23 protein-coding genes are annotated in these 19,148 nt (G+C 41.4%); 15 read left to right on the forward strand and 8 right to left on the reverse strand.

Annotated elements, in window-relative coordinates; genetic code table 11:
- Positions 1-155 precede the first annotated feature (155 nt).
- From H5183_RS13740 to H5183_RS13770, 7 genes are all read left to right on the forward strand, one after another.
- The gene (locus H5183_RS13740; protein ID WP_145241754.1) at positions 156-368 is read left to right on the forward strand and encodes a calmodulin; all 213 of its coding nucleotides are present in this window, start codon (positions 156-158) and stop codon (positions 366-368) included.
- 182 nt (positions 369-550) lie between these two features.
- On the forward strand, positions 551-1,144 hold the full coding sequence (locus tag H5183_RS13745; RefSeq protein ID WP_182731933.1) for a DUF998 domain-containing protein: 594 nt from the start codon (positions 551-553) through the stop codon (positions 1,142-1,144).
- An 88-nt stretch (positions 1,145-1,232) separates the two neighbouring features.
- Entirely contained in the window at positions 1,233-1,652 is a 420-nt protein-coding gene (locus H5183_RS13750; protein WP_310736583.1) for a GNAT family N-acetyltransferase, read from the forward strand.
- 14 nt (positions 1,653-1,666) lie between these two features.
- Positions 1,667-2,137 (forward strand): OsmC family protein, encoded by a 471-nt coding sequence (locus tag H5183_RS13755; RefSeq protein WP_145241756.1) that lies wholly within the window; start codon positions 1,667-1,669, stop codon positions 2,135-2,137.
- A gap of 505 nt (positions 2,138-2,642) precedes the next feature.
- On the forward strand, positions 2,643-2,855 hold the full coding sequence (locus tag H5183_RS13760) for a calmodulin (RefSeq protein ID WP_182731934.1): 213 nt from the start codon (positions 2,643-2,645) through the stop codon (positions 2,853-2,855).
- A gap of 84 nt (positions 2,856-2,939) precedes the next feature.
- A complete protein-coding gene (locus tag H5183_RS13765; RefSeq protein WP_145241760.1) occupies positions 2,940-3,152 on the forward strand; it encodes a calmodulin in 213 nt (70 codons plus the stop codon).
- A 67-nt stretch (positions 3,153-3,219) separates the two neighbouring features.
- Entirely contained in the window at positions 3,220-3,435 is a 216-nt protein-coding gene (locus tag H5183_RS13770; protein WP_145241762.1) for an EF-hand domain-containing protein, read from the forward strand.
- Positions 3,436-3,505: 70 nt separating this feature from the next.
- Here the strand turns inward: H5183_RS13770 and H5183_RS13775 are convergent, their stop codons facing one another.
- The 5 genes from H5183_RS13775 to def form a co-directional block, all read right to left on the reverse strand.
- Positions 3,506-5,656, reverse strand: a complete 2,151-nt coding sequence (locus tag H5183_RS13775) for a TonB-dependent siderophore receptor (RefSeq protein ID WP_259397290.1) — start codon at positions 5,654-5,656, stop codon at positions 3,506-3,508.
- A 199-nt stretch (positions 5,657-5,855) separates the two neighbouring features.
- Positions 5,856-7,232: a Trk system potassium transporter TrkA gene (gene trkA / locus H5183_RS13780; RefSeq protein WP_064668279.1), complete on the reverse strand. Its 1,377-nt coding sequence runs from the start codon at positions 7,230-7,232 to the stop codon at positions 5,856-5,858.
- A gap of 17 nt (positions 7,233-7,249) precedes the next feature.
- Positions 7,250-8,539, reverse strand: coding sequence for a 16S rRNA (cytosine(967)-C(5))-methyltransferase RsmB (gene rsmB / locus H5183_RS13785; RefSeq protein WP_145241763.1), 1,290 nt, complete (start codon positions 8,537-8,539; stop codon positions 7,250-7,252).
- Complete coding sequence (gene fmt, locus H5183_RS13790) at positions 8,532-9,485, reverse strand: methionyl-tRNA formyltransferase (RefSeq protein WP_145241764.1); 954 nt, start codon at positions 9,483-9,485, stop codon at positions 8,532-8,534. The genes rsmB and fmt overlap by 8 nt, the downstream gene beginning before the upstream one ends.
- A 26-nt stretch (positions 9,486-9,511) precedes the next feature.
- The gene (gene def, locus H5183_RS13795) at positions 9,512-10,018 is read right to left on the reverse strand and encodes a peptide deformylase (RefSeq protein ID WP_145241766.1); all 507 of its coding nucleotides are present in this window, start codon (positions 10,016-10,018) and stop codon (positions 9,512-9,514) included.
- A 118-nt stretch (positions 10,019-10,136) separates the two neighbouring features.
- Here def and H5183_RS13800 point away from each other — a divergent pair, with 118 nt between their 5' ends.
- The 6 genes from H5183_RS13800 to hemF all read left to right on the forward strand — a co-directional run bounded on the left by H5183_RS13800 (position 10,137) and on the right by hemF (position 15,036).
- Complete coding sequence (locus tag H5183_RS13800) at positions 10,137-11,258, forward strand: LysM peptidoglycan-binding domain-containing protein (RefSeq protein WP_145241768.1); 1,122 nt, start codon at positions 10,137-10,139, stop codon at positions 11,256-11,258.
- A 29-nt stretch (positions 11,259-11,287) separates the two neighbouring features.
- Positions 11,288-12,370: a DNA-processing protein DprA gene (dprA, locus tag H5183_RS13805; protein ID WP_182731935.1), complete on the forward strand. Its 1,083-nt coding sequence runs from the start codon at positions 11,288-11,290 to the stop codon at positions 12,368-12,370.
- 22 nt (positions 12,371-12,392) lie between these two features.
- Positions 12,393-12,866 (forward strand): DUF494 family protein, encoded by a 474-nt coding sequence (locus tag H5183_RS13810; protein ID WP_145241772.1) that lies wholly within the window; start codon positions 12,393-12,395, stop codon positions 12,864-12,866.
- Between the two features lie 73 nt (positions 12,867-12,939).
- On the forward strand, positions 12,940-13,512 hold the full coding sequence (locus H5183_RS13815) for a type I DNA topoisomerase (protein ID WP_182718494.1): 573 nt from the start codon (positions 12,940-12,942) through the stop codon (positions 13,510-13,512).
- 37 nt (positions 13,513-13,549) lie between these two features.
- Positions 13,550-14,116: an L-threonylcarbamoyladenylate synthase gene (locus H5183_RS13820; protein WP_182731936.1), complete on the forward strand. Its 567-nt coding sequence runs from the start codon at positions 13,550-13,552 to the stop codon at positions 14,114-14,116.
- A gap of 2 nt (positions 14,117-14,118) precedes the next feature.
- The gene (gene hemF, locus H5183_RS13825; RefSeq protein WP_149983190.1) at positions 14,119-15,036 is read left to right on the forward strand and encodes an oxygen-dependent coproporphyrinogen oxidase; all 918 of its coding nucleotides are present in this window, start codon (positions 14,119-14,121) and stop codon (positions 15,034-15,036) included.
- Positions 15,037-15,086: 50 nt separating this feature from the next.
- On the opposite strand, the gene H5183_RS13830 is transcribed toward hemF, so the two are convergent.
- On the reverse strand, positions 15,087-16,688 hold the full coding sequence (locus H5183_RS13830; protein WP_145241780.1) for a methyl-accepting chemotaxis protein: 1,602 nt from the start codon (positions 16,686-16,688) through the stop codon (positions 15,087-15,089).
- A gap of 99 nt (positions 16,689-16,787) precedes the next feature.
- On the reverse strand, positions 16,788-17,225 hold the full coding sequence (locus H5183_RS13835) for a group II truncated hemoglobin (RefSeq protein ID WP_182731937.1): 438 nt from the start codon (positions 17,223-17,225) through the stop codon (positions 16,788-16,790).
- A 67-nt stretch (positions 17,226-17,292) separates the two neighbouring features.
- Between H5183_RS13835 and aroE the strand changes: the two genes are divergently transcribed.
- Positions 17,293-18,117 carry a shikimate dehydrogenase gene (gene aroE / locus H5183_RS13840; RefSeq protein ID WP_145241784.1) on the forward strand — a complete coding sequence of 275 codons (825 nt, stop codon included), beginning with the start codon at positions 17,293-17,295 and terminating at the stop codon, positions 18,115-18,117.
- Positions 18,114-18,368: a DUF1488 domain-containing protein gene (locus H5183_RS13845; RefSeq protein ID WP_145241786.1), complete on the forward strand. Its 255-nt coding sequence runs from the start codon at positions 18,114-18,116 to the stop codon at positions 18,366-18,368. Before aroE ends, H5183_RS13845 begins: the two co-directional genes overlap by 4 nt.
- On the opposite strand, the gene H5183_RS13850 is transcribed toward H5183_RS13845, so the two are convergent.
- Positions 18,365-18,898, reverse strand: a complete 534-nt coding sequence (locus tag H5183_RS13850) for a gamma carbonic anhydrase family protein (RefSeq protein ID WP_149983193.1) — start codon at positions 18,896-18,898, stop codon at positions 18,365-18,367. The genes H5183_RS13845 and H5183_RS13850 overlap by 4 nt on opposite strands.
- Positions 18,899-19,148 lie beyond the last annotated feature (250 nt).

The raw sequence follows: 19,148 nt of genomic DNA on the forward strand, positions 1-19,148 counted from the left end.
AGCTTAATAATTTAATACTGAGTTTATCCTGAGTTGCCAAAGACAACCTAAGTGGGCAGGGAACCCATGATAAAGGATAACAAGGAAGACTTTACTCGCATTGAAAACCAGTATTGAGACAAATTCTTTGATAGTACATTGAAGGAATATTAATTATGAACACATTAAATAAAACATTAGCACTTATTGCACTGGCATCTTCATCAGCGGCGTTTGCTGCTACCGATTTTGATACGCTAGATGTTGATGGCAACGGCGCAATCAGCCAAAGTGAAGCATCGGTTGATGCTGAGCTTATGAGTAAATTTGCAGAGCTTGATACAGACGGTAACGGTGAGCTCTCAAAAGCTGAGTTCGCAAAGGCCTAATTATAGCTTCCGCCTACAAGGAATTTTAAAAGGACTTTTACATTGATTACGTTCAAAAGCAGCCAATACCCCCGGGCTGCTTTTTTTATGCCTGTGTGCTTCCTGTGCGGTTAAGTGCATTATTTACAACATAAATACATCAGCTTATTATCGTGGTATTAATTTATACATGGAAGTTGCTAATGTTAGAGATTATCAGTTTATATTCAGCACTAAGCGCGAGTATATGGATTGTTGCTGGGGTGTATATCGCTGGTAGGTGTTATCCAAACTATAGTCATGCAAAGCAATTTTGCAGCGAGCTCGGTGCTGCTGGCAGTCCCACGGAAAAACTATCCCCGCTTATTAATAACTATCCTCTTGGGTTACTATTTTGTTTATTTGGTTGGTATGTCGTACAGCTGGAAAATACCGCTATATTAATTATGTTGGTCGGTTGGCTTGTCATGATTCATGGTGTGGGTACCTGGATTGCCGGTTACTTCCCCATGGATGCGGATCCTAATACTAAAAACCCTACTTTGAGTTGCCAAATACATTCTTGGGCTGGCTTGGTAATGCTGCTGTCTTTGCTGATTGCGCCAATTTTTGTTGCTGTAAGTTCATATACCAGTATTTCATTTCGGCTTTTTTCAATTTTGTGTGTGTGTATTGCCTGTTACTTTTTAGTTTTGTTGACGCAAGCATTTAAGCAAAAAGGCAGTGTAGGCACTTATCAACGATTAGCTTATGGTGTGCAGTTGTTGTGGTTGAGTGCATTTTCGTTGGTGCTGTAATTTAATTTTAGATTTAAACAGTAAGTGTTGCTTTGTAAAACGCTTAAGCAAAGGTGAATTAGATATTGAATGACGGAGATTAGGCTTAGTGAAAAGTGTTAGCTATACCGTGGAACTTAGCTGTCCATCTTTAGAAGAATTTTGTTTATTAAGAGAGAAAGTCGGTTGGGGTAAAGTTAACGCTGATCTGGCGAATACTAGTTTAAACAACTCGTTATTTCATGTAGTGATCCGACAGGAGGGGCTACTTGTTGGTATGGGTCGTGTAATAGGTGATGGTGGTTTATTTTTTTATATCCAAGATGTTGTTGTCGATCCTGACTTTCAAAGGCAAGGTATTGGTGCGTTGATTATGGATAATATAGAAATGTATTTGGCTGGGGCAGCAAAAAAAGATGCAACCATCGGACTGCTCTCAGCCAAAGGTAAAGAATCTTTTTATGCTCGTTACGGATATTTTAGTAGGCCGGATAAAATTCTGGGCTGTGGGATGTGTAAATTTACTTAGGATGAAAAATTTCAATGTCTGAATATGTAGCAAGTGTTGTGTGGTCTCGCCAAGCAGAAGAGTTGTTTATCGATAATAAATATAGCCGAGCTCACCAGTGGCAATTTGATGGTGGGGCAACTATTGCTGCATCTTCCTCACCGCATATCGTGCCACTGCCATATTCTATGGCAGAAAGTGTCGACCCCGAAGAGGCATTTATTGCGTCATTGTCGAGCTGCCATATGTTATTTTTCTTATCTATTGCGGCAAAAAATAAGTTTATAGTTGATAGCTATCAAGATGATGCCGTTGGTTTGATGCAGCGCGCTAGTGATGGGCGTATGTCGATGACTCAAGTAACTTTAAAACCATGTGTGAAGTTTGCCGAAAATGAGCAACCTAGTGCAGAGCAATTAGAAGAAATGCATCACCAGGCTCATGAGTTATGTTTTATCGCCAATTCGGTGAAAACACATATTGTGATTGAAATTGTTGGTGCTTAATTAAATTGTAAGAATACCCAGAGCGTTAAAACTGCAATATCGTTGCTATTGTTTCGCATAATGGCAACAAAACACGAATTTTCATAAACTAACTGCGTTTTTATTTTTTACTTACCAAAATAAATTTAATTTCCCCTTACAATTCAGATTGTTAATTTATGAAAAAAATTTAATTTTTATCAGTTAAAGTTGCTGTTCAGTTGCGGTTAGGGTACTCATCTTTGAAAAAAACACTATTATCAGCATAGTTTATCGAGTTGTGTCATTTTTATAACTATTAACCATTTGATTTATATGGTTTTATAGGTTAACGCATAAATTTTGTTGCTAAACTGCAACAGAATAGTCCTTCTAAATTCCACGAAAACATCAAAATACAATGTAACTTCATGATTTTTAATGATAATAAATTGTTGGCACCGAAGTTGTAATACTCTAGTTGTCTTGAACGAAACGGTGATTATCACTTAAGTTCACAACCATAAACTTTGAAGGAATATTTATTATGAACACATTAAATAAAACATTAGCACTTATCGCATTAGCTTCTTCATCAGCAGCATTTGCAGGTACTGACTTTGACACCTTAGATGTTGATGGTAGCGGCACGATCAGCCAAAGCGAAGCGGCAGTTGATGCAAAATTAATGAGCCAGTTTGCTGAGTTAGATACTGATGGTAATGGTGAGCTTTCAAAAGCTGAGTTTTCTAAAGCGTAATCGCTTATTTTCATACAAGGATCTTTGCAAAGGACCTGCGCATTTGATTAAGCAAGCACACTAAATTTTGGAAGGAAGATAATTATGAACACACTAAATAAAACCTTAGCACTTATCGCGTTGGCATCATCATCAGCTGCTTTTGCAGCAACTGACTTCGATACTCTTGATGTTGATGGCAATGGTGTAATCAGCCAACAAGAAGCATCTGCTGATGCGACTATTTCAGCTAAGTTTGCTGAGCTTGATACTGACCAAAACGGTGAGTTATCAAAAGAAGAATTTTCAAAAGCGTAATTTCAGTTTCCACAAACAGGGATCTCTGAAAAGGATTTCTTTCTTTTAAATTATTAGGAATAACACTATGAAACATATTAATACAGCACTTGCTATTTTTGCCTTAGCGGCTTCATCAACTGCGTTTGCAGCAGTTAGTTTTGACACATTTGATACTGATGGAGACGGCGTGATTAGCCAAAAAGAAGCCTCTGTGAATGCACAGTTAGTTGAAATTTTTGCTGACTTAGATACAGATCAAAACGGTGAGCTATCGAAAGAAGAGTTTGCCAAAGTACAATAAACTGATAGAAATAACACTCCTACAAAAAAAGCAGCTTAGTTAAGCTGCTTTTTTTGGTTAACTTGAATGGTTATAAGCTGTAGTCAAACTGCAGGGAGAATTTTCGCGGGCTGCCGTAGCGATATTGGTTATAAAAACCAATTTGGTTGTAATAAGTTTTATCAAATAAGTTATCAATATTTACGCTAACAGACATTTGTGAGTTAATTTGATAACTACTCATAAGGCTTGCGATGCCATAACTTGATTGCTCTACTTCAACTTGACCGTGAACTGGGTTTTTTACTTCATCATAGCTGCGACTTTGCCAGCGATAACCGCCACCGACTTTCAACCCTGTTAACAGGTGATCTAATTTATAAGTGGTAAATAACTTAAATTGATTTTTTGGGTTTGTGCTATTGAGGATGTCACCTTCGGGCGTTTCACCTTCGCTATAAGTGTAGCCAAAATAGCCATTCCAACTATCAGTAAATGCACCATTAAGTTCAAACTCAAGCCCTTGGGTGACCGTACCATCAATTGGTTGATAAATTGCCTGAAGAGTGTCTGGAATTGTTTCGCCAGTGTATTCGCCCACATTGTCTTGCTGAATTTCAAAACCCGATAGTGCAATGTCTAAACGCTCGTCCAATAATGAGGCCTTGATACCTAGCTCATAATTTTGACCTTGAATTGGGTCAAGGTAATTACCATTTTTATCGACGCGGCTTTGCGGGGTAAATATATCGGTGTAGTTAGCATAAAGTGCCCAATTATCTGCCAAGCTATAAGTAGCACCTAAATAATTGGTCAGCTCGTTATCTAATTTATAATCATGTTGGCTGCCAAAGTTATCTTGATTTGTTTGCCATTGATTTAATCGGCTTCCTAAAACCAATGAGAGTGAATTTGTTAGATTAAGTTGTGAAGCAAAGTACAAAGCATTTTGCTCTGTTGTGCCATAAGAGCCAAAGGCGGGTGTAGCTTGCCAAGTTGGTTTTGGGTAGTCATAGTTTGGGGCTGTAAAATCGCCGATGATTTCTGCCTCTTCTTGCCCCGGGAAGTAGGGGGTTGTAAAGTCTTGCTCTTGGCTATTGTAACCAAACATGACTTGGTGGCTTTGATTTAACCAGTTAAATCTACCGGTAAGCTCTATCTCGTAGGTGCGCTGAATCCGCTTGGCATCAATATAATTTACTGAACCGGGCATCATGCCTATATTCGTTTGTGAGTCAGGGTTACCTGTCGCCCAAAAAACATCGTAATGTAGGTCATTATTACCATATATGTAGCTCGCGCTTAGCTGCCAATTAGCATTGAAGTAATGCTCAATACTCATAAAGCTATTGAGGGCATCAGTTGTTGAAGATGACCAATTTGGCGCTGTTGAAGTTTCTCGGTCATAGTTAGTACGGCTGCCATCGCTATAAAAAATAGGTAAACCGCCAGACATCGTGCCTTTAGGCGTTGTTTTTTGGTTATCAATAGCCACCGTTAATAGCGTGTTATCGGTTAAATCAGCTTCAACAATACCGTATAACGTGGTTTTATCTTGGCTGAACCTGTCTTGATATGATTGCTGATCTTGATAGGCGAGTACGGCACGCGCACGCACTGTTTCACTGCTATTTAAACTACCCGATGCATCAACCACACCACGATAGTTTTGCCAAGAACCAACCGTTGCAGAAATATTTACTTGGTTATGCACAGTAGGGCGCTTACGTATTAAGTTAATTGCTGCTGATGGATTACCTGCCCCCAGCATTAACCCTGTGGCACCCCGGACGACTTCAATGCGTTCATAAATAGCAGTATCTGTTAAGTTATCGCCGTAATTAAATCGGGTATCATAAGTAGTTGCTATACCATCATATAAAATACTGGTAACGCTAATCCCTCGGGCTGAAATTGAATATTTACCGTTGTCGGCTTCTCTGGCGTTGATGCCGGTTACGCTGGTGATGGCTTCAATAGCGCTATTTAATTGTTGATCGGCCATAAATTCACTGGTGATAGCGATAACCGATTGCGGAGTTTGCAAGTGGCTGAGATCAAGCCCTGTTGCTGAGTTCATTGCACTGACTTTGTAGCCGCTATCTTGCTGGCCCACGATGGTTAGTTTTTCAATGTCGTTTTTAGCTTCGGCATTGGCATTAGCCGAGAGTCCACACACAAGAATACCAATAACACTGCAATATGTAACACAAAGAGGGGTGTTTAAAGTTGGGTGTATCATTTGAAGAAATCCATTTATATTAAAAAATGTGAAATTAACTTCTCACAGAAAGAGAAAACGCTTGATTATCAAACAGCGTGAGAGTAATGGATTTGGGTACGTAAGTAAATGCTTTTGAGATTGATTTTCATTTGCATTTATTGGAGGTGGAAATTCACCTTTCGATACAGTTGCTTTGTGTCGAAAGGTGAGGAGTAATTTAGAGAAAGATAGCGCTAACTTGGAACAGTTTTTCAACTACGTTGATATGCTTTTTATCGATCAAGAACATAATGACGTGATCGCCTGAGTGAATTATCGTGTCGTCGTGGGCAATGAGTACATCATCATTACGGACAATCGCGCCAATCGTGGTACCTGCAGGCAGCTTAATATCAGCAATTGCACGGCCGACAACTTTAGAGGTATGTTCGTCGCCATGGGCCACCGCCTCAATGGCTTCTGCTGCGCCTTTACGTAATGAATACACATTAACAATATCACCGCGGCGAACATGGGTAAGCAGGGCGGAAATCGTGGCTTGCTGTGGTGAAATGGCAATATCAATTTCGCCACCTTGCACTAAATCAACATATGCGCCGCGCTGAATAAGCACCATGGTTTTTTGCGCACCCATGCGTTTAGCGAGCATGGCTGACATAATATTAGCTTCATCATCATTGGTTACCGCGATGAATACATCAACTTGTTCGATGTGTTCTTCTGATAACAACTCCTGATCTGACGCATCACCACAAAACACCACTGTATTATCAAGCATTTCTGATAACTGCTCAGCACGTTCTTTATTTCGTTCAAGCAATTTTACGCTATGATTCTTTTCCAGAGAGCGAGCAAGCCCAGCACCAATATTACCGCCACCAGCAATCATAATTTTTTTGTATGAACGCTCTAATTTCTGTAGTTCATTCATTACTGCACGAATATGTTTGGTGGCAGCGAGGAAGAACACTTCATCATCCGCTTCAATTACTGTAGTACCCAGTGGTTTGATTGCTTTACCTTGGCGGTAAATCGCGGCAACACGAGTTTCAACATTAGGAATATGCTCTTTTAATGCTGACAATGCATAACCGACTAACAATCCGCCGTAGTAAGCTTTTACCGCCACCAGCGAGAGCATGCCATCGCCAAACTCTAAAACTTGTAACGCACCAGGATAATCAATCAAGCGACGAATATACTTAGTCACTAGTTGCTCTGGAGCAATATAGTGGTCAACAGGTAAATCATCGTTTTGAAAGAGCTTTTCGCGGTACTTTAAGTATTGCTCAGAACGGATCCGAGCAATTTTAGTCGGCGTATTAAAAATACTATACGCGACTTGGCAAGCGACCATGTTCACTTCATCTGAACTGGTTACTGCGATGATCATATCGGCGTCTTCCGCACCGGCGCGGCGTAATACATCAGGGTGGGCACTATGACCTGTAACACCCTGTAGATCGTATTTATCTTGTAACTCACGTAATCGGTTGCCATCAATATCAACAACCGTGATTTCGTTTTGTTCACCTACCAGGTTTTCAGCGAGTGTACCGCCTACTTGTCCTGCACCGAGTATGATTATTTTCATGGTTTACTAAAAGCTTCTTATGAGTGTGTTTTTATAAGCTTGGCATAATAAAATCCGTCACTCTCACCAGGCAGTAACTGCAGCCCAGGGTTGCTTGGGGTATCGTTATCATGTAGCGGGATATGTTCAACATCGTTATTATTTGCTAAAAATTTAGCGACTTGCTGTTGGTTCTCTTGTGGTAATACTGAGCAGGTTGCATAAATTAGCGTGCCGCCTGGTTTCAATAATGGCCAAATGCTATTGAGAATATCGCCTTGGAGTGTCGCCAGATCATTGATATCTGATGCACGACGTAGCCATTTGATATCTGGGTGACGACGAATTACACCCGTTGCAGAGCAAGGAACGTCTAATAGAATACGGTCAAACTGTTGCTCATCCCACCATTTGTGTGGTTGCGAAGCATCGGCACATTGTAAATCAGCGCCTAAGCCAATTCTTTCAAGGTTTTGCTTTACACGTTCAAGGCGGGTGGCATCGCTATCAAGTGCCAGTACATCAGCATCTGCGAGTTCTAGAATGTGACAGGTTTTACCACCGGGTGCTGCGCAGGCATCTAAAATATGCTCGTCAGCTTTTGGATCTAACAAGCGTGCTGCAAGCTGTGCTGCTGCATCTTGTACTGAACATGCGCCGGTGTCGAATTCAGGCAAGGAAAACACATCGCGCGGTTTATCCAGCTTAATACCATCAGGGAAATCAGGATTGAGTGTATGTTCAATGTCATTAGCAGTGAGCATTTCGCTATATTCAGCGGTGCTATATTGCGCTTGGTTAACACGCAACCACATTGGTGCTTGCTGCTGGTTCGCTTCTAGTAGAGCTTGCCAAGAGTCAGGGTAAGCTTCAGTTACTTGTTTGATAAACCAGTTTGGGTGGTTGTATAAACACACTGGTATTTGCTTGGCTTTTTCTTCAAGCTCTACTTGCTGGCGCTGAAAGCTGCGTAAAATAGCGTTGATCAAGCCTTTTAAACCCAATGCGCGCAGTTGTTCTAATGCATTAACCGTTTCGCTAATGGCTGCATGCGGTGGAACCCGCATATGTTGTAGTTGGTAAATGCCCACATACAGTAAGAACTGGAATATACGGCGCTTACCTTTAAGTGGCTGCTCAACTAAATGTTGACAATAATTTTCTAAACTTGGTAAATAACGCAGTACGCCGTAACAAATTTGCTGTAATAACGCTTTATCTTTAGGTGGTAAACCTTGGCTGGCAAAAGGCAGCTCTTGATTTAATGAGGCGCCTTTATCAACCACGTTATATAAAGTTTCGGCGGCAAGCGCCCTGACATTACTCATTGTGTTCGCCTATTCGTGTGCCAGGAGTTACCCAGTCTGCTCGACCATTTAAAAAGTCAGTAATGGCCATTGGCTTTTTACCTTGTGGTTGTACTTGAGTGATATTAAGTGCGTTAGTACCACAGGCAATCACAATGCCGTGTTTATCGCTTTGTAATACCGTGCCTGCCGTGCCTTGCTGGTCAACAACATTAGCTTGATAAACTTTTACAGTGTGTTCACCCATTTGGGTAAAACAGACCGGCCATGGATTGAATGAGCGGATATTACGCTCTATTTGCGCTGCGTCCATCGACCAATCAATATTTGCTTCGTCTTTAGATAGCTTTTTAGCGTAATTGGCAAGCTCGTCATTTTGTACTTGCGGGGTAATTTCGCCATTAGCTAACTTAGTAATGGTGTCTATTAGTGCGCTTGGGCCTAAATCGGCAAGCTTAGCGTATAAACTTGCACTTGTTTCAGTGGCGGTAATAGGGCAGCGGCTAATATGCAGCATGTCGCCGGTATCTAGGCCTTCATCCATTTGCATTATGGTGACGCCAGTCTCTTCATCGCCCGCCCAGATAGCGCGTTGAATCGGCGCGGCACCACGCCAGCGCGGTAAAATTGAGCCGTGTACATTTAAACAACCAAGCCGTGGCGCCTCTAAAATTGCTTTTGGTAACAGTAATCCATAAGCGACCACGATCATAAGGTCAGCATTTAAGCTGCTTAGTTCAGCCAGAGCGTCGTCACTTTTTAATGAGGCAGGTTGAAACACTGCTAACTCATTGGCCAGTGCCAGTTCTTTCACTTCACTGGCTTTGAGTTTTTTACCGCGTCCTGCTGGACGGTCGGGTTGGCTATACACGCCAACAATTTGATGCTCTGAGTCGATAAGAGCTTGTAAATGGCGCGCAGCAAAGTCTGGCGTACCGGCAAAAATAATGCGTAATGGTTGTGTCACTGAACTTCCTAATTATTACTAAGGTATTATTGCGCTGCTAACTTAGCTTCTTTTTCAAGTTTTTTACGAATACGTTGGCGCTTTAACGGTGATAAGTAATCGATAAATAGTTTACCCTGTAAATGGTCAAGCTCATGCTGGATGCAAATTGCTAATAGCTCATCAGCATCTAAACTAAACTCTTCGCCATTTTCGTTTAATGCGGTCACTGTTACAGTTTCTGCGCGGTCAACTTTTGCATAAGAGTGTGGCACAGATAAACAGCCTTCTTCACTTACCGTGGTGCCATCTTGTTTAGTGATTGTCGGGTTGATCAATACTAACGGTTCATCACGTTCTTCTGATACGTCAATGACCACAATACGTTGATGAATATCGACTTGAGTCGCAGCTAATCCAATGCCGTTTTCATCATACATAGTTTCCAGCATGTCTTTTACAATTTGGCGAATTTGGTCGTCAACTTGCACCACTTCTTTTGCTATTGTACGTAAACGCTCATCTGGAAATCTTAAAACTTCTAACCTAGCCATAGTAACCTTTTTCACTTGTGCTTAATTTAGGGTATTGTATGCTCTTATTTTAGCCATTCGCGTTCACCTTTAACAGGTTTTGGTTGATAATAATGAAAAAACACCACAAGGAAGCTCAATGAAATACCCATTACTCGCGGCAATGTTGGCATTAAGTGCTACTTTCCCATCGTTAGCAGATGTATTAACTATAAAAAAAGATGCGCCTAAACAATACGTTGTGAAAAAGGGCGATACACTTTGGGATATTTCAGGGGTTTATTTGCAAGAGCCTTGGCAGTGGCCGGAACTTTGGCAAATGAATCCACAAATTAATAATCCACACCTAATTTACCCAGGGGATGCACTGTCTTTAATCTATGATGAGCACGGTAATCCACGTTTGGTGATTAATCAGGGTTATAAAAAGCTTTCTCCACATGGTCGAATTGTACAAAAAGGTAAAAATGCGATCCCTACTTTACCTCTTGAGCTGCTGCGTCCTTACCTAATCTATGAGCAAGCACTAAATGCTGATGACATTGCCGATAAACCTTATATTTTAGGAGCCAATGTCAACACTAAAATGAATACCGAAGGCCATATAGTTTATGTTAAAGGTGAGCTGAAATTACACGAGTCATACGCTATTTACCGCAAGGGCGAAGCATATGTTGATCCGCAAACAAACGAAGTGTTGGCTAATAAAGCACAATTAGTGGCGGTGGGTCGTGTATTTAGAAAAGGTGATATTGCCAATGGTGTACCTGCTTCAGTTAAAATTGAACAGGTAAAGAGAGAGATCAAAGCGGGTGATTTTTTAATGCCTGCGATAGAAGGTCAGCTATTACCTGCGTATTTTAATATTCACCGTCCTGAGCAGCCAGTGCAAGGTGAAATCATCGCATCAGTGAGTGGATTACGAGAATTCAGCACAATGGATATTGTAGTGCTAAACTTAGGGTCAGAGCAGCAAATTAAAGAAGGCCACATTTTAGATATTGAGCGTCAATCACCGACTGTTTTTGATGGTCGTAATGGCCCACGCTACAAAGAAGATTCAAATAGCCTTGAAAAGTTAGTAACAAACGCCAACGAATTTTTTGGCGTTGAGGCAGATGCCGACACGACTGTGTGGCATATGCCAAAAGAACAGGTCGGTCAGCTAATGGTGTTTAAAGTTTATAAAAACGTTAGTTATGCCTTAATCGTAAAAAACCAGCACCCAATCCGAGTCGGTGATTTTGCAGTTATAAATTAATTCAGGTTTGAGTGCTCTAAGGAGGGAGCATGAAAGATTCATCAGGCAAGCTAACCCATTGGCTTGCCTTTTATTTATGTAAAGGCTTAGGTGTTAAAACCTTATTGGCATTGGCACAAAAACTGCCATTAGATGATTTGTTTGAGCTGACTCACGATCAGCTTACCGGTCATGGTTTAAGCCCGCAGGTCGCCACTAATTTACTAGCAACCGATTGGCAGCAAGTTGACTATTATCAACAGATAATTGTTAACTCACAGATAACCGCAATTGATTACTTCGATCCTCACTATCCACCATTATTAAAAGAAATTGCTAGCGCGCCTTTATTGCTATTTTGCCGAGGCAATTTAGAGTTATTGACCAGTCCGCAAATCGCTATTGTTGGAAGCCGCAATGCCACGCCAATCGGTTTAGAGATCGCCGCTGAATTTGCTCATCAACTCACTTTGGCAGGATTAACGGTAACTTCCGGAATGGCGCTTGGTATTGATGGTGCTGCCCACAAAGGAGCGCTGGCGGGCAATGGTAAAACCATTGCAGTGCTTGGTACTGGAGTGGATGTTTATTATCCTAAACGGCATAAGTTACTCACCGATCAAGTATCCGAACGGGGGATGTTGGTGAGCGAGTTTTTACCCGGTACAGCCGCTAATGCTAATAACTTCCCAAGACGTAATCGTATAATATCTGGTTTGTCATTAGGTGTGTTGATTGTCGAGGCTGAAATAAAAAGCGGTTCGCTTATCACCGTGCGGTATGCGCTGGAGCAAAACAAAGAAGTTTTTGCAGTGCCTGGTTCAATTAAAAATCCACTCTCTGAAGCCAGTCACTTTTTAATTAAACAAGGTGCAAAGCTGGTGGAAAATGTCAGTGATATTCTAGACGAAGTGAGCTTTTTCTGCGAAAACAGTCTATATACTATAGAAGAAGCAACGGTTGATGAACCTGCCTGCGAAATACTAAACAGTGTTGGTTTTGAAGTAACAGCTGTTGATTTAATTGCTCAGCGTAGCCAGTGGCCAATAGATAAAGTGCAAGCACGTTTACTTGATCTTGAATTGGAAGATAGAGTAGAGCGTGTATTAGATGGCTATATTAGAGTTCGATAAGCTTAGTGTGGAGGAAAGTAACATGTTCGATATCCTCATGTATCTGTTTGAAAACTACATTCACAGCGAAGCCGAAGTCTTTGTTGAGCATAATGAACTCACTGACGAATTATTACGTGCCGGCTTTAATAAGCCCGAAATATACAAAGCACTTGATTGGCTTGAGCAGCTTGCTGACTTGCAGCACAGTGATGAATTCCCTTATTTAAACCGCCTCCCACAACATGCGATACGTATTTTCACCGATAGTGAATGCCACATGCTGAGCGTAGAGTGTCGGGGCTTTTTAATGTTTGTAGAACAAGTCGGAGTGATCAACAGCGCAACGCGTGAAATGGTTATGGATCGTTTGTTCGCATTAGATAAATCTTATATATCACTTGATGATTTAAAATGGGTGGTACTTATGGTGTTGTTTAATGTGCCAGGCTCAGAGCAAGCTTATGCACAAATGGAAGAACTTATTTTTGATGAGCCGGCAGAGGTACTACATTAAGCAAGTGCTGCGCTTGTATCTTTAATTAGTTTGGGTATATTAGGCGAAAATTAGTCAGCTGCTTAGGGAACACATGAGTAAAATCGACCAATCGCTTTTTTCTGCAAATCAACATGCCTTAGAAAAAGAATACGAAGTGTGCCCTAAATGCGGTTCAGAGCTTGTGATCCGCAACAGTAAATCAGGTCCTTTCCTTGGCTGTGCGAGTTATCCCGAATGTGATTTTATTCGCTCGCTTGCTCAACATGATACTCAACAAATCAAAGTACTTGATGATAGCCCTTGTCCAGAGTGTGGTAATCCGCTAGTAGTGAAGAATGGCCGCTATGGTATGTTTATTGGCTGTACGGGTTATCCTGAGTGTCACTATATTGCTCATGATGAGCCTGAGCCAAATGAAGAAGTTTTACCTGCTTGCCCTAAGTGTAAAAAAGGCCAGTTAGTGGCGCGTAGTAATAAATTTGGTAAAACATTTTATTCATGTAATAGCTATCCAAGTTGTAAATACACACTCAATCACAAACCAGTTAGCCATATCTGCCCCGCGTGCCAATGGCCAGTAATGATGCAAAAGCAAATGACCAATAGTGTTGTGCTACAATGCCCTCAGAAAAGTTGCTCGCATAAATTCACGGTGAGCGAATAATTACCGGCTTTAATTTTATTGTATTTGGAGATTTTCAGTGACTGATACTACCTCAGTTCCTTTAACTGCCCTTGCTGCTGTGTCGCAAGGCGGGGTTATTGTTTACCCAACCGAAGCTGTTTATGGCTTAGGCTGTGACCCCGATAATCAGCAAGCTGTGGAGCGCTTACTTGCAATAAAGCAGCGGCCATTTGAAAAAGGCTTAATTTTAATTGCCGATAATTATGGGCAATTATTAAAGTATGTTGATGATGCAAAAATTCCGATGGATAAACGCGCTGATATTTTTTCCAGCTGGCCCGGCGCAATTACTTGGGTTATGCCAGCGGCTAAAGGTACGCCTAAATGGTTAACAGGACAATTTGATAGTATTGCTGTGCGTGTAACTAATCACCCAACAGTAAAGCGCTTATGCCAAGAATTAGGCAAACCTCTTGTGTCTACTAGTGCTAACTTATCAGGACATGATACGGTCACTAGTATTGCAATGGCTAAAAGTGAGTTTGGCGAGCTGGTGGCATTTTATGTAGATGAACCACTTGGTGGTAACACGCAGCCTAGCACTATTAAAGATGTAATGACCGGCAAAGTATTTAGAGGATAACCATGCACAGCAATTTACTCGAACAAGTAAAAACCTACCTGATGGCCTTGCAAGACACAATTTGCCAAGGTTTAGAGCAAGCTGATGGCCAAGCCAAGTTTGTAGAAGACAGTTGGCAGCGCGAAGAAGGCGGTGGTGGGCGAACTCGTGTTATTCGTGGTGGCAATGTGATCGAGCAAGGCGGGGTGAACTACTCGCATGTGTTTGGTGCTTCGATGCCGGCATCGGCAACTGCGCATCGTCCAGAACTTGCTGGTCGTAGCTTCCATGCCTGTGGTGTCTCGCTAGTGATCCATCCAAACAATCCACATATTCCAACGAGCCACGCTAACGTACGCTTTTTCATTGCAGAAAAGCAAGGTGAGGAGCCTATTTGGTGGTTTGGTGGTGGTTTTGACTTAACGCCATTTTATCCTGAGCTTGAAGATGTTCAACATTGGCATCAAGTCGCGCATGATTTATGTGCGCCGTTTGGAGATGAGGTTTACCCTAAATATAAAAAATGGTGTGACGAGTATTTTTACCTAAAACATCGCGATGAAACGCGCGGTGTCGGCGGTTTATTCTTTGATGATTTGAATGAAGCCGGGTTTGAGCAAAGCTTTGCCTTTATGCAAGCAGTAGGCAATGGCTTTTTAGGGGCTTATTTACCTATTATTGAACGTAGAAAAGCAACCCCATTTACTGAGCAGCAACGAGACTTCCAACTTTATCGTCGTGGCCGTTATGTTGAGTTTAACTTAGTGTGGGATCGTGGCACTTTATTTGGCTTGCAAAGTGGCGGACGTACAGAATCAATATTAATGTCGATGCCGCCGCTAGCGCGTTGGGAATATAACTATACACCCGAAGAAGGCAGTGCTGAAAATAAGCTATACGCTGACTTTTTAAAACCAAGAGACTGGTTAGGGCTAGCATAGTAAGCAGGCTGCCAGTCAATATCTGCTTTATTGACTGGCAACTTTAAGTATTACATCAATTTAAAGCTTCTTACTTGCTCATCCAGTGAACGCGCTAGATTTAACAGCTCCTCACTTACTTTTTGGTTATCGTTAGCATCCACTAATGACCGCTCAGCGTTATCACTAATACCAATAACACTCCTATTTATTTCCTCTGCGGCTAAGTTTTGTTGTTCTGTCGCGTCGGCTATTTGAATATTAAGTTGATTTATTTCATTCATCTGCATAGAAATATCTTTTAAAGCTTGAGCAACATTTTTTACTTGTTGCGCTCTAGCATCAGCCTCCTCACACGATTCACCCATGGTTTTAACCGTTTGCGCCGCTTCGGATTGTAGTTTGTCGATTGTGCGACGAATTTCATCGGTGGATGCATGAGTACGAGTTGCCAATGTACGTACTTCATCAGCCACCACAGCAAAGCCCCGCCCAGCTTCACCTGCACGTGCGGCTTCAATCGCAGCATTAAGAGCTAACAAATTGGTCTGTTCAGCAATACTGCTAATCACTTCGAGTACTTTTCCTACCTCAAGTGTTTGTACTTGTAGTTGACTTACTTGCGCTGCAGCTTGGCGAACATCGTCTGCCAATTGATTAATACTGAGTTCTGTTTGTTCAGCAACATGCATACTTTGTTGTGCAAGTTCATTACTGTTTTCTGATTTTTCAGAGGCAAAGTGAGTGGTGTTTTTTACTTCATTAGAGGAGCTCTCTAGTTCGTTTATAGCAGCTGCCACGGAGTCTGTATTTTTCTTTTGCTCTAAAATAGCGCGCTCAGTAGTATCCGCTGAGGTATAAATTTTTTCTGCTGAGTGGATCAATACTTTTGATGAATGAGATACTTGAGCAATATTATCTTTAAAGGTAGCGATCATCTTATTAAAGCTGGTGGCGAGCCAACCCAGTTCATCTTCAGCGCTATCGTCAATTCGCAGGCTTAAATCTTTGTTGGTTGTAGCTAAATGCATAGCATGACCTAGCTTTTTAAGGCGTACAATAAAAATTTGTCTAAACATAATGCCCAGTAATACAAAGGCAATAATAAAAATAATAGAGAGTAATGCGGTATTTACTAGGGTGTTGTAAGTCACCGCATTATCAATATCAGCTAATGAGTAACTAATTTTAACTACGCCGAGTACATCACCTTCTTGTGCTTGATGACAGCCAAGGCAATTAGTGCCTTTATAATCGCTACTGGCAAACATAGGGCGCAGAAAAGTTATACTGCGGCTATTATTTTGCTGATCAATTAGCAATGTTTCCTTGCCTTTTAAAGCCTCGCGTTCGATATCGTTGCTCGGCGCTTGATTTTTATTGCCCGGCCCATAAAGTTTATTAACAATTGGGGAGCGAATAATATGCGCATCTTCAATATTTGGGTGCTTGCGTAGTTTTTGGCTTAATAGCTCTCTATTTGCCATGGTGCCTGTGATCATCAAAGTATTGATAGAGTCAAAGTAGTTATCAGCAAGAAGCTTAATATTTTCTGCAACAGTGTCTTGCGCAAGCGTTCGTTGTTGGCTTGAGCTACTAAGAATACTGGCAATTAACACAATAATGCCTGTTAGGGCCAATAGGGCATAAATTTTATGTTGGATTGATTTCACACGCACGACGCTTTTTCTAAATATTTGATCACGTATTATCTATATTTAAAAAAAGGCCGTTTTGACTTAGCGCAAATAACGTGCAGTTAAAGAGAAGTGCTAGTGCTGATTAATCATATGACTGGCAAGTTGTGCCAAAGATTTACGTAACCCTTCTCGTAATAAGGGATTATCAATTTCCGCGTCTAACGCTTTATTCATGCAATACATCCATTGATCTCGTAAATCTTGATCAATTGGAAAAGGCATATGGCGTTTACGCAGCATAGGGTGACCATGCTTTTCAACAAACAAGTCTGGGCCGCCTAACCACCCTGATAAAAACTCAAAAAACACTTGGCGAATACGGTCCAATGGTTGAGGATGCATATCATATAACAGTTTAGCGTATTCATCGCTGGCCATAATGTCGTAGAATCGATTCGCAAGTGCTAAAGCACCAGCTTCTCCACCCATCAGTTGATAAGGTGTTTTTTCTGGCGTTGGTGCTTGCTGTTGTTCTGGTGGTTTCGATTTTGAAAAGAATCGTTTAATCATAGTTTTATCATCATTAATTAGCAGTAAGTTACGAGGTAATGTTACTGCACAAAGAGGTTGCTCAAATATGGACAAATATGCAGTTTTTGGAAATCCTATTAAACACTCAAAATCCCCTGCGATACATCAGCAATTTGCAACCTCATTGGGCGAACAAATCGAATACAGCGCAATATTAGCACCGATTGATGGTTTTAAAAAAGCCGTGGCCGATTTTTTTGCCACAGGCGGTAAAGGAGCTAATGTTACAGTGCCATTTAAAGAGCAAGCATTTGCGCTAGTTGATGAGCGAACTGAATTGGCAACCATTGTCGGAGCAGTAAATACTATTAAGTTATTAGATGATGGGCGCTTGCTAGGTGACAACACCGATGGCATTGGTTTTGTGAACGATCTGCTTGCGAATCAGGTTACCATTAAAGATAAACGGGTCTTACTTATAGGTGCCGGAGGCGCTGCACGTGGCGTGGTTTTGCCGTTATTGGCACAACAGCCGAGTGAAATCATTATAGTCAATCGTACGGCAGCAAAAGCTAAGGAACTAGCTGAATTATTTGCCCAATACGGTAATGTAACTGGCTATGGTTTTGATGATTTGCCAGTAAGTGATTACTCGCTAATTGTAAACTCTACGTCTAGCAGTATGCTTGGTGAATTGCCTGCGCTTGATAAAAAACACCTTGATGGCTGTGAACATGTTTATGATATGTTTTATTCACAGCAAAATACGCTGTTTATGCAATGGGCTCAGGGCTATAAGGCTAATATTAACGTACTTGATGGAAGTGGCATGCTAGTAGGGCAAGCTGCACAAGCCTATTTTGTGTGGCGCAATAATATGCCTGAAATACTCCCTGTTGTTCGGGCATTAAAAACCGGAGAGCTTGCATGAATCAAGCAATCCAATTTATCGACCGATTTGAATTTAACGTACAATCCCAGCTGTTAACGTTTTTTGCTCAAGTAAGTGGCTTAATGGTTGAATGTGTCATTGACACACACACGCTAGCATTGGCAGACCAACAAGCTGCAAAGTTACATTTTGAACAGGCGCGTTTTGACTATGAAGATATAGCCGAGCAACTAATCGAGAATGAAGAATATAACTCGGCAGGACAAATCATTGTTTCAGTGCTGAGTTAATCCTCAGCTAGATACTCATCTTTAAGCTCAACATAATTAGTTGCTGATATTTTTAAAAAACTCAGCTCTTGCTCGGTTAAAGGGCGCGCCTGCTTTACTGGACTACCCACATAGAGAAAGCCCGATTCCAAGCGCTTGTTTGGTGGGACTAATGAACCGCCACCAATTATCACATCATCTTCAACAATGGCATTATCCATTACAATCGCGCCCATGCCGACTAAAATACGATTCCCCAAACAACAGCCGTGCAACATAACCTTGTGACCAACGGTAACATCATCGCCAATAATTAATGGATAACCATCTGGGTTACTTTTACTGGCACGCGTTAGATGTAACACGCTGCCGTCTTGCACGTTAGTACGTTCACCAATGCGTATATAGTTAACGTCCCCTCGTGCTGCTACTAATGGCCATACACTACTATCTTCACCTAATGTGATATCACCAACTAAAACAGCCGACTCATCTATATAAACAGACTGGTTAAAACGAGGAGTAATTCCTTTATAAGAACGGATTGCCATAAAACACCTAATAAATTAAGAATAAGTTCAATAGTAAGAGGTAAATAGTGTAGCAGTAGAGCCTATAAAATGGCCAGCTAGGATCTGTGCTGTATACTAAACTAGCACTTTTGAGCTGTTTAGCACGTAAATTGAACGAACAGCACTTTATTTCAAGTTTTCTTTAAAAAACGCTTGCGTAAAATTCGCCGCGCCCTATAATGCGACCCCACTGAGACGGCAGACAGCAACGCTTAGCGAGGCAAGAGTT

Origin of the sequence: Pseudoalteromonas sp. SR44-8, assembly GCF_014163635.1 — a bacterium.
GTDB classification, from domain to species: Bacteria; Pseudomonadota; Gammaproteobacteria; order Enterobacterales; family Alteromonadaceae; genus Pseudoalteromonas; species Pseudoalteromonas rhizosphaerae.